The sequence below is a fragment of the Polaromonas sp. AET17H-212 genome, from assembly GCF_002379085.1.
GTDB lineage: Bacteria > Pseudomonadota > Gammaproteobacteria > Burkholderiales > Burkholderiaceae_C > Polaromonas.
Genome location: NZ_NBZW01000013.1, coordinates 26464 through 39947, shown reverse-complemented (window position 1 = coordinate 39947; position 13484 = coordinate 26464). Strand labels below are relative to the sequence as shown.

15 protein-coding genes are annotated in these 13484 nt (G+C 64.2%); 4 read left to right on the top strand and 11 right to left on the bottom strand.

Annotation, left to right across the window (positions count from 1 at the left end; translation table 11 throughout):
• Positions 1–28: 28 nt before the first annotated feature.
• The 7 genes from B7G53_RS11770 to B7G53_RS11740 form a co-directional block, all read right to left on the bottom strand.
• A complete protein-coding gene (locus B7G53_RS11770) occupies positions 29–994 on the bottom strand; it encodes a Bug family tripartite tricarboxylate transporter substrate binding protein (RefSeq protein WP_096667831.1) in 966 nt (321 codons plus the stop codon).
• Between the two features lie 167 nt (positions 995–1161).
• Positions 1162–1866: an ABC transporter ATP-binding protein gene (locus B7G53_RS11765; RefSeq protein ID WP_096667828.1), complete on the bottom strand. Its 705-nt coding sequence runs from the start codon at positions 1864–1866 to the stop codon at positions 1162–1164.
• Positions 1859–2635 carry an ABC transporter ATP-binding protein gene (locus B7G53_RS11760; protein ID WP_096667826.1) on the bottom strand — a complete coding sequence of 259 codons (777 nt, stop codon included), beginning with the start codon at positions 2633–2635 and terminating at the stop codon, positions 1859–1861. Before B7G53_RS11760 ends, B7G53_RS11765 begins: the two co-directional genes overlap by 8 nt.
• On the bottom strand, positions 2632–3603 hold the full coding sequence (locus tag B7G53_RS11755) for a branched-chain amino acid ABC transporter permease (protein WP_096667824.1): 972 nt from the start codon (positions 3601–3603) through the stop codon (positions 2632–2634). The genes B7G53_RS11760 and B7G53_RS11755 overlap by 4 nt, the downstream gene beginning before the upstream one ends.
• On the bottom strand, positions 3603–4475 hold the full coding sequence (locus B7G53_RS11750) for a branched-chain amino acid ABC transporter permease (protein WP_096667822.1): 873 nt from the start codon (positions 4473–4475) through the stop codon (positions 3603–3605). Before B7G53_RS11750 ends, B7G53_RS11755 begins: the two co-directional genes overlap by 1 nt.
• Positions 4476–4615: 140 nt before the next feature.
• Positions 4616–5788 carry an ABC transporter substrate-binding protein gene (locus B7G53_RS11745; protein ID WP_096667820.1) on the bottom strand — a complete coding sequence of 391 codons (1173 nt, stop codon included), beginning with the start codon at positions 5786–5788 and terminating at the stop codon, positions 4616–4618.
• Positions 5789–5928: 140 nt separating this feature from the next.
• On the bottom strand, positions 5929–6699 hold the full coding sequence (locus B7G53_RS11740) for a GntR family transcriptional regulator (protein WP_096667818.1): 771 nt from the start codon (positions 6697–6699) through the stop codon (positions 5929–5931).
• Between the two features lie 217 nt (positions 6700–6916).
• Here B7G53_RS11740 and B7G53_RS11735 point away from each other — a divergent pair, with 217 nt between their 5' ends.
• The 3 genes from B7G53_RS11735 (at position 6917) to B7G53_RS11725 (ending at position 10131) form a co-directional block, all read left to right on the top strand.
• Positions 6917–7972: an aromatic ring-hydroxylating dioxygenase subunit alpha gene (locus B7G53_RS11735; RefSeq protein ID WP_096667816.1), complete on the top strand. Its 1056-nt coding sequence runs from the start codon at positions 6917–6919 to the stop codon at positions 7970–7972.
• 2 nt (positions 7973–7974) lie between these two features.
• Positions 7975–8931 carry a PDR/VanB family oxidoreductase gene (locus B7G53_RS11730; protein WP_096667814.1) on the top strand — a complete coding sequence of 319 codons (957 nt, stop codon included), beginning with the start codon at positions 7975–7977 and terminating at the stop codon, positions 8929–8931.
• Positions 8932–9018: 87 nt separating this feature from the next.
• Positions 9019–10131, top strand: a complete 1113-nt coding sequence (locus B7G53_RS11725) for a 5-methyltetrahydropteroyltriglutamate--homocysteine S-methyltransferase (protein WP_096667812.1) — start codon at positions 9019–9021, stop codon at positions 10129–10131.
• 205 nt (positions 10132–10336) lie between these two features.
• Here the strand turns inward: B7G53_RS11725 and B7G53_RS11720 are convergent, their stop codons facing one another.
• Together B7G53_RS11720 and B7G53_RS11715 are read right to left on the bottom strand one after the other, a co-directional pair.
• Positions 10337–11014 carry a hypothetical protein gene (locus B7G53_RS11720; protein ID WP_141396326.1) on the bottom strand — a complete coding sequence of 226 codons (678 nt, stop codon included), beginning with the start codon at positions 11012–11014 and terminating at the stop codon, positions 10337–10339.
• A complete protein-coding gene (locus B7G53_RS11715) occupies positions 11007–11660 on the bottom strand; it encodes a hypothetical protein (RefSeq protein WP_096667808.1) in 654 nt (217 codons plus the stop codon). Before B7G53_RS11715 ends, B7G53_RS11720 begins: the two co-directional genes overlap by 8 nt.
• A gap of 215 nt (positions 11661–11875) precedes the next feature.
• On the opposite strand from B7G53_RS11715, the gene B7G53_RS11710 reads away from it, so the two are divergent.
• Positions 11876–12439, top strand: coding sequence for a redoxin domain-containing protein (locus tag B7G53_RS11710; protein WP_255249982.1), 564 nt, complete (start codon positions 11876–11878; stop codon positions 12437–12439).
• Between the two features lie 110 nt (positions 12440–12549).
• Here the strand turns inward: B7G53_RS11710 and B7G53_RS11705 are convergent, their stop codons facing one another.
• On the bottom strand, positions 12550–12921 hold the full coding sequence (locus B7G53_RS11705) for a nucleotide pyrophosphohydrolase (RefSeq protein WP_096667806.1): 372 nt from the start codon (positions 12919–12921) through the stop codon (positions 12550–12552).
• Between the two features lie 183 nt (positions 12922–13104).
• Positions 13105–13317 (bottom strand): hypothetical protein, encoded by a 213-nt coding sequence (locus B7G53_RS11700; protein ID WP_096667804.1) that lies wholly within the window; start codon positions 13315–13317, stop codon positions 13105–13107.
• Between the last annotated feature and the right edge of the window lie 167 nt (positions 13318–13484).

Genomic DNA, 13484 nt, shown 5'->3' with positions numbered 1-13484 from the left:
CGCCGACCCGATCGCTTCATGCGCTTCGTTACTGCGTCGGAATCCTGGCGCGCCGGATCACCTCGCCCCAGCGCCTGGTTTCACCGGCCAGCAGTTCGGCGGCCTGTTCGGGCGAGCTGCCGCGCGCTTCGACGTTCAATTCCGCCAGCTTCCTGCGGACCTCCGGCGCGTTGACGGCGGCCACCACCTCCCGGTTCAGCCGCGCGATCACGCCGGGCGGTGTTTTGGCCGGCGCGGCCAGCGCGTTCCAGCTGGAGGCCAGAAAAGTGGGCAGGCCGCTTTCCTTGGCCGTCGGCACCTCGGGCAGCACCGCGGCGCGCCTGTCGCCGGTGACGGCCAGCGCACGCAGGGCGCCGGCCCGGATCTGCGGCAGGATGGGGCCGAGGATTTCCACCGCGGCGTCGATCTGGCCGCCACGCAGGGCCGTGACCACCGCCGGCGTGCCGTTGAACGGAACAATCTGCACATCGGCGCCGGAGCTGATCTTGAACAGCTCGGCCGCCAGGTTTTGCGTGCTGCCGATGTTGATGCTGCCAAGGTTGAGCTTGCCGGGGTTGGCCCTGGCAAAAGCCAGCAGGTCGCCCAGGGTCCTGAATTTCGAATCGGCAGGCGTCACCACGGCGATGTCAAAAAAGCCCAGCGTGGAAACCGGCGCGAAGTCGCGCAGCGCATCAAACGGCAGCGACTTGAACAGGCCCGCACTGACCGCTGTGCCGTTGGACATCAGCAGCAGGGTGTGGCCGTCGGGCTCGGCCCGCGCCACCATCTCGCCGGCCGCCACGCCACCGGCGCCGGGCTTGTTGTCAACCACCACCGGCTGGCCCAGCGACTCGCTGAGTTTTTGCGCCACCGTGCGCGCCGTCAGGTCGGCCACGCCGCCGGCCCCAAAGGGCACAACGATGCGGATCGGCTTGCTGGGAAAGGTCTGGGCCGCAGCCGGCAGGGCCAGCACCAGGAAGGCCAGCAGGCTGCCGGCCAGGCGTTGAAAAATCATGGTGTCCTTGCGATCGTTGGCATCGCGCCATTTTGGTCCATCCGGCGGCGCGGCCGGAGCCGGCCACGGGTTGCGCCGGCAGGGCCATGCATCAAAAGTGCCTCCAGCCCTTGTCTACCGTACGCAACCAGCTATCAATTAAATAGCAGTCCATCCACCCCTCAGGGTCAACGTGCCACGCCCAGCAGTTGCTCGAGCAGTTGCGGCTGGTCGAGCAACTCGTCCGCCGTGCCGGCATGCACCACCGTGCCGCGGTCCAGCACCACCGCGCTGTCGGAGATTCTCAGGATCGCCTGCGGATGCTGCTCGACGATGATGGCCGACAGGCCCTCGTCCCGCGTCACGCGGCGAATCGCCAGCAGCAGCTCCTCGACAATGATGGGCGCCAGGCCTTCGAGCGGCTCGTCGAGCAGCAGCAGGCGCGGGTTGAGCACCAGCGCGCGGCCGACCGCCAGCATCTGCTGCTCGCCGCCCGACAGCTGCGTGCCCAGGTTGCCCTTGCGTTCGCCCAGGCGCGGGAACATCTCGTACACCCGGTCCGGCGTCCAGCGGCCCGGCCGCGCCACCGCGGTCAGGTTTTCATGCACCGTCAGCGACTTGAAAATGTTGCGCTCCTGCGGCACCCAGCCTATGCCGGCGGCTGCGCGTTCATGCGGCGCCATCTTGTGCAGCGCCTTGCCCGCCAGCGTGATGCTGCCGCCGTGCTGGCGCGTGGCGCCGGCCAGCGTGTTGATCAGCGTGGTCTTGCCGGTGCCGTTGCGCCCCAGCAGCGCCAGCGTCTTGCCTTCGTCCAGCGACAGCGAGACGCCCTGCAGCACCACCGCCTCGCCATAACCGGCGCTGAGCTTGTCAACCCGAAGCAGTTCAGTCATGCCGGGCCTCCCCTTTGGCATCTTCGCCATGACCCAGGTAGACCGCCTTGACTTCGGGATCGTTGGCAATCTGGTCCGGGTCGCCCTCGGTCAGCACCGTGCCGTTGACCAGCACCGTCATGCGTGTGGCAAAGCTGAACACCAGGTCCATGTCGTGTTCGATCAGCAGCACCGACACGTCGGCCGGCAAGGCCGCCACGGTTTGCAGCAGTTCCTCGCGTTCGCCGGCCGGCACCCCGGCCACCGGCTCGTCGAGCAGCAGCACGCGCGGCTCGCAGGCCAGCGCAATCGCAATTTCCAGCAGCCGGCGCTTGCCGTAGGCCAGCACGCGGGTCGGCTGGTCCATCACCTCGGTCAAATGAAACTGCTCCAGCAGCTGTGCACAGCGCTCGCTCACCGCGGCGTTGCGCCCCAGCGCCTGCCACCAGCGCAGGCCCAGGCCCTGGTGTTGCGACACCGTCAGCGCCAGCGTCTGCAGCGGGGTCAGGGAGTCGAACAGCTGGTTGATCTGGAAGGTGCGCACCATGCCGCGCTGCACACGCTGGTGCGGCGCCAGTTGCGTGATGTCTTCGCCGAGCAGGGTGATGCGCCCTTCGGTCGGCTGCAGCACACCCGTCAGCAGATTGATCAGCGTGGTTTTTCCGGCGCCGTTGGGACCGATCAGCGCGTGGCGCGCGCCTTGTTGCAAATTCAGCGTGACGTTGTTGGTCGCCGTGATGCCGCCAAAACGCATCACCAGGCCGCTGGCCTGAAGCACGGTCTGTGTCATGCGCCGCCCCGCTTCCGGAACCAGGTCCAGGGCCGCAGCAGGCGCTCGCGCCCGACCAGCACCAGCACCACCAGGAACAGGCCGATCCAGAAGGTCCAGTACTGGGGCGTGATGCTCGACAAGGTGTCCTGCATCAGCTTGAACACCACCGCGCCGACAATGCCGCCATAGAGCCAGCCGACACCGCCGACCACCAGCACCAGCATCACGTCGGCGGAGCGGTGAAAGTCGAACACGTCGAGCGAGGCAAAACCGGTGGTCTGCGCGAGCAAGGCCCCCGCCGCACCGGCCACACCGGCCGACACCGTGTAGACCAGCGCCAGCCTCGAATGCACCGGAATGCCGATGGCCATGGCGCGCAGGCGGTTGTCGCGAATCGCCATCAGCGTGGCGCCGAAGGGTGAATGCACCAGGCGCCGGGCCAGCACAAAAAACACCAGGCCGATACACAGCGAGTAATACGCCGCGGTGCGGCCGGACAGGTCGAACTCGAAGGTGCCGAGCAGCGGCCCCATGAGCACACCCTGCAGGCCGTCGGCGCCGCCGGTCAGCCAGTCCAGCCGGTTCGCCAGCTCCATCAGGATCAGGCCCATGCCCAGCGTGACCATCAGCCGCGTCAGGTCGCTGCCGCGCATGATGGTCAGGCTGCAGATCGCGCCGAGCAGGGTCGAGACGCCGATCGCAAAGGCCAGGCCGACCAGTGGATCGGGCATCACGTGTTTGGCAAACAGCGCCGCGGCATAGGCGCCCATGCCGAAAAACGCGGCATGGCCCAGCGAGACGATGCCGGTGTAGCCGAGGATCAGGTCCAGCGAAATGGCAAACAGCGCCACGATGGCGATCTCGTTGATGATCAGCGCGTGGCTGGACAGCAGCAGCGGCGAGGCAAAGGCCAGCAGCCACAGCACCGGCTCCCAAGGCTTGAGGCGCGAGCTGTGGAGCAGGGATTTTTGGGTCGCGTTGGTCATCACTTGCCCCCCTTGCGCACAAACAGGCCTTGCGGACGCCAGATCAGGATGACGATCATCAGGCTGTAGACGATGAAGGCGCCGAGCTTGGGCATGTAGTACTTGCCCGCCACGTCGGCAATGCCCAGCAGCAGCGCCGCCAGCAGCGGCCCGGTGATGGACGAGGTGCCGCCGACGGCGACCACGATCAAAAAGTAAATCATGAATTTCAGCGGAAAGGTCGGGTCCAGCCCCAGCACTTCGGCGCCCAGCGCGCCGCCCAGGCCGGCCAGGCCCGAGCCGACGGCAAAGGTGGAGAGAAACACCACATTGACATTGATGCCCAGGCCGGCGGCCACGCGCTGGTCATCGACCGAGGCGCGCAGGCGGCTGCCGAAACGGGTACGCGCCAGCACGTACTGCAGCGCAATCGTCAGCGCCGCACACACGGCAATGATGAACAGCCGGTAGTGCCCCATGCCCAGCACCCAGGCGCCGCTGCCAAGCTCGGTGCGGCCACGCAGCCAGTCGGGCAGCTGGATGATCTGCTGGGTCGAACCCATGAAGTAGTCCATGCTGGCCACGGCCATGAAGGTCAGGCCGATGGAAAACAGCACCTGGTCCAGGTGTGGCTTGGCGTACATGGGCCGGTACAGCGTGCGTTCCAGCAGCCCGCCCAGCAGCGCGGCGCCCAGGAAAGCCAGCGGCAGGCACAGCAGGAAAGGCACACCCAGGCGCTGCATCAGCAGCACCGTGATGTAGCCGCCGACCATGGCAAACGCGCCATGCGCGAGGTTGATGAAATTCATCAACCCCATGGTGACCGCCAGGCCGACCGCGAGCACAAACAGCAGCATGCCGTAGGCGATGCCGTCAAAAAGAATGGTCAACATGTTTTGGCCGGATAGTCAGAAGCTGCTTGAAGGAGGCCATTTCAGGAACGCCGCGGAACCGGCTTTGCCGGGCCGCAGGCGTTGCCCCCTGCAAGGGGGGAAACAGGCTACACGCAGTGAGCCTGGATGGGGGTGTACCACTACTTCGTCTTGCCCGGGTCCTTCACGTCCTTGATCGTTTCGAACTCGACGTTGTAGAGCTGGCCGCCGACTTTTTCGACCTTGCGGATATAGACGTTCTGCACGATGTCGCGGGTCTGCGCGTCGATGAACACCGGGCCACGCGGGCTCTCGAAGACCTGGCCCTTCATGGCGCCCAGCAAGGCCTCGCCGTCGCCTTTGCCCTTGGTGGTTTTCAGGGCTTCGTAAATCACGCGCATGCCGTCGTAACCGCCGACGGCCATGAAGTTGGGGCGCAGGCCCTTGTTGGCCTTGCTGAAGGCGTCGACAAACTTCTGGTTCAGCGCCGACTTGTGGGCCGCCGAGTAGTGGTGCGAAGTCACCACGCCCACCGCGACTTCGCCCATGTCGTTCAGGATGTCGTCATCGGTCACGTCACCGGTGGCAATCAGCTTGATGCCGGCCTTGTCCAGGCCGCGTTCGGCGAACTGCTTCATCAGCGCGGAGCCTGCGCCCGAGGGCACAAAGGCAAACACGGCGTCAGGCTTGGCGTCGCGTACTTTCTGCAGGAAAGGGGCGAAGTCGGGGTTGCGCAGCGGCACCCGCACGGCCTCGACCACGGTGCCGCCATTGAAGGTGAAGCGGTCCTTGAAGGTGCGCTCGGCGTCGATGCCGGGGCCGTAGTCGGAGACCAGGCTCACCACCTTCTTGATGCCGTTTTTTGGCGCCCAGTCGGCAATGCCGACGGTGACCTGCGGCAAGGTGAAGCTGGTGCGCACGATGTAGGGCGAAGCCTGCGTGATGCTGGAGGTGGCCGCCGCCATCACCACCATCGGTGTCTTGGACTGCGTGGCCAGCGGCGCGGTGGCAAAGGCCAGCGGCGTCAGGCCGAAGCCGGCCAGCACGTTGACCTTGTCATTGACGATCATTTCCTGCGCCAGGCGTTTGGTGACGTCGGGCGTGCCGGTGTCGTCCTTGATGATCAGCTCGATCTTCCTGCCGGCCACGTTGTCGCCGTTTTGTGCCATGTAGAGCTTGGCCGCCGCTTCAATCTGGCGCCCGGTCGAGGCGAAAGGACCGGTCATGGGAAGAATCAGGCCGACCTTGAAGGTGTTGGTCTGCGCCACAGCGCCGCCTGCAGCCAGGGCGGCAACAGCCAGGGCCAGCGTGCCGAGAAAGATTCGTTTGTGCATGGTCTCTCCAGAGGGTTCGAAAAAAGGGGGCATTCAACAGGTCACCGCGGACTATCCCCCTGCGCGGTCAGATGCGCAAGATGGATTTCCGCCTTGCAGCTATAGCAAATATGCATATCAAGGCCTGGGGGTTGCAGCGTTCAGCCGCGCTTGCGAATCAGCCGCACGCCGGGCATCCGCTCCAGGTCCTGGCTTTGCATGGCTTCGAGCAGGTTGCGCTGGGCGATGCGCGAGTGCTCGCGCATGATGGCTTCGGCACGTGCGCCTTCGCGCCGCTCGATGGCGTCCAGCACCTGGCGGTGCTGGTCCTGCGCCACGATCAGCATGTCACGCGCCTGCGGCGAGTTGGCCTGCGCCACGACAAAACCCGAGGGTGAGGCAAACGGCAGGCTGACGACGCGCTCGAGTTCACGCGTGATCACCGTGCTGCCGGCCATCTCGCTGAGCAGGTTGTGAAAGCGCTGGTTCAGCGTGACGTAACGCAGGAAAGACTCGTCATCCAGGGCCGGCTGGCTCAGCACGCCGTCGATCTGCCCGAGGCAGGCGCGCGCCTCGGCCAGCACCGCGGCGGCCACCCCGCGTTCGGCCGCCAGCCGCGCTGACAACCCTTCGAGCGTGCCGCGCAGTTCAATCGCCTCGGACACATCGCGCTCCGAAAACGTGCGCACCGCATAACCGCCGTTGACCAGCCCTTCCAGCAGCCCCTCCTGCTCCAGCCGCATCAGCGCCGCGCGGATCGGCGTGCGCGACACGCCCAACCTTTCCACAATGGCCAGCTCGGCAATACGCGCGCCGCTGGGCAGCTCGCCGGCCAGAATCATTTCGCGCAGCCGCAGCTGCGCCTTGACGGTCTGGGAGGCACCCGGCTCCTGCGCTTCGGCGGCGGCCAGGGAAATGGTTTTGTCGTTCATCTGGATCTCTTGATGTATACAGTCAACACCTCTTCAGGCTGACTTTCCGGTTATTGCGCGCGAATTTTGCTAAATTTCAAGGCCAATGTATACAACAAATCCATTTTTTTGCATAATCGCCGCCTGAGACGTCCAGCCGTTCCAGGCGGACAGCATCGCCAAAAACCTCTCCACATCCTTCCCTGCCCTCCACCCCTCTTCCTTCCGGACAAGCGTCATGTTTCCCAAAAACACCTGGTATGTTGCCTGCACCCCCGCCGAAATCGACGACAAGCCGCTGGGCCGGCAGATCTGCGGCGAGAGAATTGTTTTTTACCGCGGCCCCGAAGGCAAGGTCGCCGCGCTGGATGATTTCTGCCCGCACCGCGGCGCGGCGCTGTCCTTGGGAACCGTCTGCGAAGGCAAGCTGGTCTGCGGCTACCACGGGCTGGTGATGGAATGCGACGGCAAGGTGGCTTCCATGCCCGGCCAGCGCGTGCAGGGCTTTCCGCGCACGCGCAGCTTTCCGGTGGTGGAGCGCCATGGCTTCATCTGGGTCTGGACCGGCGACGCGGCGCTGGCCGATGAAAGCAGGATCCCCCACCTCGACTGGGCCGACAACCCCGAGTGGGCCTATGCCGGCGGCCTGTACCACATCCACTGCGACTACCGCCTGATGATCGACAACCTGATGGACCTGACGCACGAGACCTATGTGCACACCACCAGCATCGGCCAGAAGGAAATCGACGAAACCCCCGTCACCACCAAAACCGAGGGCGAGAGTGTGGTGACCAGCCGCTTCATGGAAAACGTCATGCCGCCGCCCTTCTGGCGCGCCAACCTGCGCGGCAACAACCTGGCCGACGACGTGCCGGTGGACCGCTGGCAGGTCTGCCGCTTCACGCCGCCCAGCCATATCATGATCGAGGTCGGCGTGGCGCACGCCGGCAAGGGCGGCTACCACGCCGACCCGAAAGACAAGGTCAGCAGCATCGTGGTGGACTTCATCACGCCGGAAACCGAAACCTCGATGTGGTATTTCTGGGGCATGGCGCGCAACTTCAACCCCAAGGACAAGGCGCTCACCGCGCAGATCCGCGAGGGCCAGGGCAAGGTGTTCGCCGAAGACACCGCGGTGCTGGAAGCGCAGCAGCGCAACCTCACGCTGTTCCCGCAACGCAAGCTGCTGATGCTCAACATCGACGCCGGCGGCGTGCAGTCGCGCCGCATCATCGATCGCCTCATCGCGCAGGAACAGGCACCTGTTCAAGCCCAGCAGCAGGCGGCCTGACCATGGACAGTCTTGAAGTCAAGGTCATCCGAAAAACCATTGAAGCCGAGGGCATCACCAGCTTCGAGTTGGCCCGCGCCGACGGTGCGCCGCTGCCGGCCTTCAGCGCAGGCTCGCATGTCGATGTGCAGATTCCCGGCGGGCTGACGCGCCAGTACTCGCTGTGCAACGAGGCCATCGAGCAGCACCGCTACCGCATCGCCGTGCTGCGCGACCCCGCGTCGCGCGGCGGCTCGGTCGCCATGCACGAGGCCGTGAACGAGGGCGACATGATCCGCATCAGTCCGCCGAAAAACCACTTTCCGCTGCAGCACGCACCGCGCACGCTGCTGCTGGCCGGCGGCATCGGCGTGACGCCGCTGCTGTGCATGGCACAGCGGCTGGCGGCCATCCACGCAGACTTCACCCTGCATTACTGCACCCGCTCGGCCGAACGCACTGCCTTCCGCCAGGAGATCCGCGACTCGGCCTTTGCCGACAGGGTGTTTTTCCACTTCGACGCCGGTCCGGCGGAACAGAAACTGGACCTGCCGGCCGCACTGGCCGGCGCCGCCCCCGAACACCAGCTGTATGTCTGCGGCCCCGCCGGTTTCATCGAGCATGTGGTCAGCACGGCCAAGGCCAGCGGCTGGCGCAGCGAGCAGATCCACCTCGAGTATTTCGGCGCGGCGCCGCAGGACACCGCAGGCGACACCGGCTTTGAGGTGAAGATCGCCAGCACCGGCAAAAGCTACACCGTGAGCGCGGCGCAGAACGTTGTGCAGGTGCTGAAAGACCACGGCATCGAGATCCTCACCTCCTGCGAGCAAGGCGTCTGCGGCACCTGCATCACGCGTGTGCTCGAGGGCGAGCCCGACCACCGCGACATGTACTTCACCGACGAGGAGAAGGCGAAGAACGACCAGTTCACGCCCTGCTGCTCGCGCGCCAAAAGCAAAACCCTGGTGCTGGACCTGTAGACCGGCAACCGGCGGCTGTGCCTTAGTATTTACCTTCACCTTCCCCTTCCGCCTGCCTGACTTCATCGACCTCAAAGGAAAAGAGACATGACCCAGCTCCCCGCCCGCTACGACCACGTTGGCAGTTTTCTGCGCCCCAAATACCTGCTGGAGGCCCGCGAGCAGAAGGCCAAAGGCGAGATCACGCCCGAGCAGCTGCGCAAGGTGGAAGACAAGGCCATCACCGAGATCGTCAAGTTCCAGGAAGACGTGGGCCTGAAAAGCATCACCGACGGCGAGTTCCGCCGCACCTACTTCCACATTGATTTTCTCGAGCAGATCGGCGGCGTGAAAACCGACATCCCGGTCACCGTCATCCGGCCCGACGGCACGCAGGAGTTGGCCCCGCCGGTGATGCGCGTGATCGACAAGGTGCGCCACGTGAAAGACATCCAGCTCGCCGACTTCCAGTACCTCAAAAGCCAGGTGAGCGCCGGCAACACGCCCAAGGTGACCATCCCCTCGCCCACCATGCTGCACTTCCGCGGCGGCCGCGCCGGCATCAGCCGCGAGCACTACCCCGAGCTCGACCCCGAGTTCTACCAGGACGTGGCCAATGCCTATGGCGACGAGTTGCGCAGCCTGGCCGCTGCCGGTTGCACCTATGTGCAGATGGACGACACCAACCTGGCCTACCTGTGCGACGAAAAAATGCGCGAAGCCGCCCGCCAGCGCGGTGATGACCCCAACGAGCTGCCGCACCGCTACGCCAAGTTCATCAACCTGGTGGTCGCCCAGAAACCGCCCGGCATGCTGCTGGCCATGCACCTGTGCCGCGGCAACTTCAAAAGCACCCACGCCGCCAGCGGCAACTACGAGCCGGTGGCCGAGGCGCTGCTGAAAGAGATGAACCTCGACGCCTACTTCATGGAGTACGACGACATTCGCAGCGGCGACTTCAAACCCCTGCGCTACCTGCCCAAAGGCAAAACCGTGGTGCTGGGCCTGGTGACCACCAAGTTCGGCACGCTGGAAGACAAGGACGAGCTGAAGCACCGCATCGAACAAGCCGCCAAATACGCCCCGCTGGAGCAACTGGCCCTGTCACCGCAGTGCGGCTTCAGCAGCACCGTGCACGGCAACGACATCGCGGTGGAGGCGCAGCGCGCCAAGCTGCGTCTGGTGATCGAGACGGCGCAGGAGGTGTGGGGTTCGGTCTGACCGGTTCGCCGACTGCCCGATAAAGAAAAGCCGCTGGCAACTGCCGGCGGCTTTTTTTATGTCAAATCGGCCTCTAGCCCAGGTAAAACAAGCATGAGCAGCTATTGTTTTAGTAGCATTTCGACTCAATCTCAAGGCACATTCCGCCCCCAGGCTACAGCGTCTGTCACATCTGTACCTCAAGACCAAGTCCAGCGAGCTTGTCTCACACCGTGAGCTGCTGCAGCCGGGCTCGCACCAACGGCTCCCTGTCAGGTTGACTGAGCAAGCCGGCCAACGCGTTGTTGAAATCGGGGTTGGCAAGCAGTTTGTCGACGCAATCCATCACATGCTGGCGCACATCCATTGCAGCCGTTGATAGTTCTTGCTCCAGCTCTGCCCGCCCTTCAATCACGACGAGTATGTCTTCCAGGTCGTGGCTGGTGTACACATCATTGCGGCCCCTGTCCTTGAAAGCCTCAAATTTGGATGCCAGAAAATACGGCGCAGACAAATGGCGCAGCACCAGCCCCGGAGCCACCTCGGTTTGTACCGCAGCGTCAAACCCTGCGCGATACCAGCGGTTGGCAAAGCCAAGCACCCTTTCGTCCAGGGGCACCAGGTCCAACTGCATGCGCTGCCAGAACCAGCGGAATGGCGGCGTGTTGTCCTCCATCGTCTGCTTGAAGCCCCGTTGCAACAGTTCATCGCCCAATGCGTGGTAACCCGCCAGCGTGGCCACCTCCACAATGCCATCGACATCTTCTGTAGGCCGCACGTCCAGCAGATTGGGGCCAGGCAGCAAAAGACCCGTGGCACATCCACCCACAAACACCACCCGCTCACACAGCGGCCCCAGCGCTTGGGCCATGCCTATCAACAAACCAAGGTTGGGATTAGCCACGCACAGGCCCTTTCAACGGCTTTGGCGCGGATGGGTCAATCAGAGCCTGCAGCCGCTCCATGGCCATGCCGCGCTCGCGCGCGCGGCCTACGCGCAGGGCGTCAAACAGGGCCAGCATTTCATACAGCCTGGCGTCTTGCATGGCCGCAAACGGCACGCTGGGGTGCAGTGGCTCTATGCCAATGCCACGCATGGTGCCATTGGGGTGCGGCCACACGTAATCCTCAGACCCCGGCGCGAATACGCCCGCAAATGCCGGGGCGCTGTGGCTTGTGGGCACACCGATCGTGGAAGGCGTCTTGTCGGCTGCAAAAGCGTATTTGGCGCCATGCAGCGCAAACTCAGCCAGCTGGCGCGCGTGGGGGCGCACCGGGTTATCGGCAGGAGCATCTTCGCCGCTGACCCGCTTGCGCCGGGCCACGCGGTAAATGGCGGCTGGCTCGTGCACCGCCAGCGCGGCCACCTCCGGCGCAAGAGCTTCGTGGTTCTGCACCAGCAGCCCCGCCTGCAAACCACGCTTGATGCAGGCGTGCGCCTCAGAGGCGCTCAACCCCAGCTCTTGGGCCAGCCGCGCATATGTCCAGCGCTGATCGCCCCAAGCCACCAGCTTCAGGGCCACTACAAAGTCTTGAGGCTTGAGCTGCATTAAATTCTATATTCGTGAATTTCAAATTCAGAATGTAAATGATTTACTTGCCCTTGGCAAGTTCACTTCGAAAAATAACCCTCGCCCAATAAACACGGGCACAAGCAGCTATGCATTTAATAGCAAACCATGCGCCGCACGCACGCCCACAGCCCCGCCGGGGCTTCCCGTAGCGGCGGTACGGGCCAGCAAGGCCTGGACGATACTCGGAGCCCATGCTGAACACCCCGAACACCCTGATCACCCGCTTGGCTGCGCACCTGCGCAACAACTGGAAAAGCCATCTGGTTCAACTGGCCCTGCTGGTGGCCATCGTGGTTGCGGTGCAGGCCTGGCAGACGCGGCATGTGCCGGCCGGGCCGGCGCCCGATCTGGCCATCAGCGTCCTGCAGCCCGACGGCACGACGCGCAGCACCACGCTGGCCCAGTGGCGCCAGGCCCACCCCGGCCAGCCGGTCGCCCTGCACTTCTGGGCCGAGTGGTGCCCGATCTGCCGCGCCGAAGAGAACAGCGTCACCCGGCTGGCTCAGGACTGGCCGGTGCTCACGGTAGCCATGCAGTCCGGCCCCGCCGACAAGGTCAGGCAGGTACAGCAACAGCGCCAGTTGCCCTGGCAAACCGCCGTCGATGCGCGTGGCGACCTGACGCGCGCCTTCGGCTTCCAGTCGGTGCCCTCTTTTGTGGTGATTGACGGGCAAGGCCGGCTGCGCAGCGCCAGCGCCGGCTACACCACCGAGCTGGGCATGCGCCTGCGCCTGTGGTGGGTCAGGCTGTTCTGAGCCTGGCCTCGCCAGGGCCGATTTTCGCTCTCAACGCTGCAAGCCAAACCGGCTCCCGGCCCTTATACCCATTGCTCAGGCAGCTATCAAATCAGGAGTAACGCGCGCCCTCAGCCACCCTGCTTCGGGTCGGTGAGCTCCGTGTATTTCTGGCTCGAGCCGCGGGCACTGTCCACCGGGTACTTGCCGGCATTAACGACCAGCTTCAGCCGCGCCGCTTCCAGCAGGTCAATCTGCAGCTTGTCGCAGAGCTGCAGCAGGTACAGCAAAACATCGGCGGCCTCGGCGGCCACCTCGGCCTTTTTGGGTGCGGCCAAGGTGCGGCTCTGTTCTTCCGTCAGCCACTGGAAGTGCTCCAGCAGCTCCGCCGCTTCCACCGACAGGGCCGACGCCAGGTTCTTGGGCGAGTGAAACTGCTCCCAGTCGCGCGCCTGGGCGAAGTCGCGCAGGGACTGGGTCAGGGAGGGGAGATCGTTGTTCATGTCTTGGTATTTCCGGGCCGATGGGCAGGGTCGAATCCTCTCAACAAGGATCAAGCGCATGTTATGCGCTTCAGCACCTGCAGGCCTGTTCCATGCCTTTGAATGGCCGCATTCAGCGAAATTATTCATACAAATAAAACGGCTGTAGCCCAATAAACACGACAGCCAGCAGCTATCCAAACACTAGCGATCGGCAGCCTTCGCCGACAAGTCTGCGGTAAAACCACTCTGCCGGTTGGCCGCTTTGGGCTGGGCCATCAAGGCGCGAATGACATCAATTACTTCGATTAGGGAATTGTCGTGGTGTGAAACGCGCCGCTCCAGCGCGGTCAGTTTGTCCGCGAGCGCTTTGTGGTCCAGCAGCGCTGCACACAATTGCACAAAGACGCGCACCACGTAGACGTTCTGCGTTGCATGTTGGTTTTCTCCATGGATGAAACTCCCATAGTTGAAGTTGGACGCAACTTACATTACTCCCGGTAGACGGATGACGCGCTCAACGCAGCGTACTATGGGCTGTCCAAAAAAATAGCGCGCCAACTAACTACTTTTTAGAACGGTAT

Coding starts and splice junctions, on each gene's coding strand:
- B7G53_RS11770 (WP_096667831.1), bottom strand. CDS start 994: ATGATTTTTCAACGCCTGGCCGGCAGCCTGCTGGCCTTCCTGGTGCTG.
- B7G53_RS11765 (WP_096667828.1), bottom strand. CDS start 1,866: ATGACTGAACTGCTTCGGGTTGACAAGCTCAGCGCCGGTTATGGCGAG.
- B7G53_RS11760 (WP_096667826.1), bottom strand. CDS start 2,635: ATGACACAGACCGTGCTTCAGGCCAGCGGCCTGGTGATGCGTTTTGGC.
- B7G53_RS11755 (WP_096667824.1), bottom strand. CDS start 3,603: ATGACCAACGCGACCCAAAAATCCCTGCTCCACAGCTCGCGCCTCAAG.
- B7G53_RS11750 (WP_096667822.1), bottom strand. CDS start 4,475: ATGTTGACCATTCTTTTTGACGGCATCGCCTACGGCATGCTGCTGTTT.
- B7G53_RS11745 (WP_096667820.1), bottom strand. CDS start 5,788: ATGCACAAACGAATCTTTCTCGGCACGCTGGCCCTGGCTGTTGCCGCC.
- B7G53_RS11740 (WP_096667818.1), bottom strand. CDS start 6,699: ATGAACGACAAAACCATTTCCCTGGCCGCCGCCGAAGCGCAGGAGCCG.
- B7G53_RS11735 (WP_096667816.1), top strand. CDS start 6,917: ATGTTTCCCAAAAACACCTGGTATGTTGCCTGCACCCCCGCCGAAATC.
- B7G53_RS11730 (WP_096667814.1), top strand. CDS start 7,975: ATGGACAGTCTTGAAGTCAAGGTCATCCGAAAAACCATTGAAGCCGAG.
- B7G53_RS11725 (WP_096667812.1), top strand. CDS start 9,019: ATGACCCAGCTCCCCGCCCGCTACGACCACGTTGGCAGTTTTCTGCGC.
- B7G53_RS11715 (WP_096667808.1), bottom strand. CDS start 11,660: ATGCAGCTCAAGCCTCAAGACTTTGTAGTGGCCCTGAAGCTGGTGGCT.
- B7G53_RS11710 (WP_255249982.1), top strand. CDS start 11,876: ATGCTGAACACCCCGAACACCCTGATCACCCGCTTGGCTGCGCACCTG.
- B7G53_RS11705 (WP_096667806.1), bottom strand. CDS start 12,921: ATGAACAACGATCTCCCCTCCCTGACCCAGTCCCTGCGCGACTTCGCC.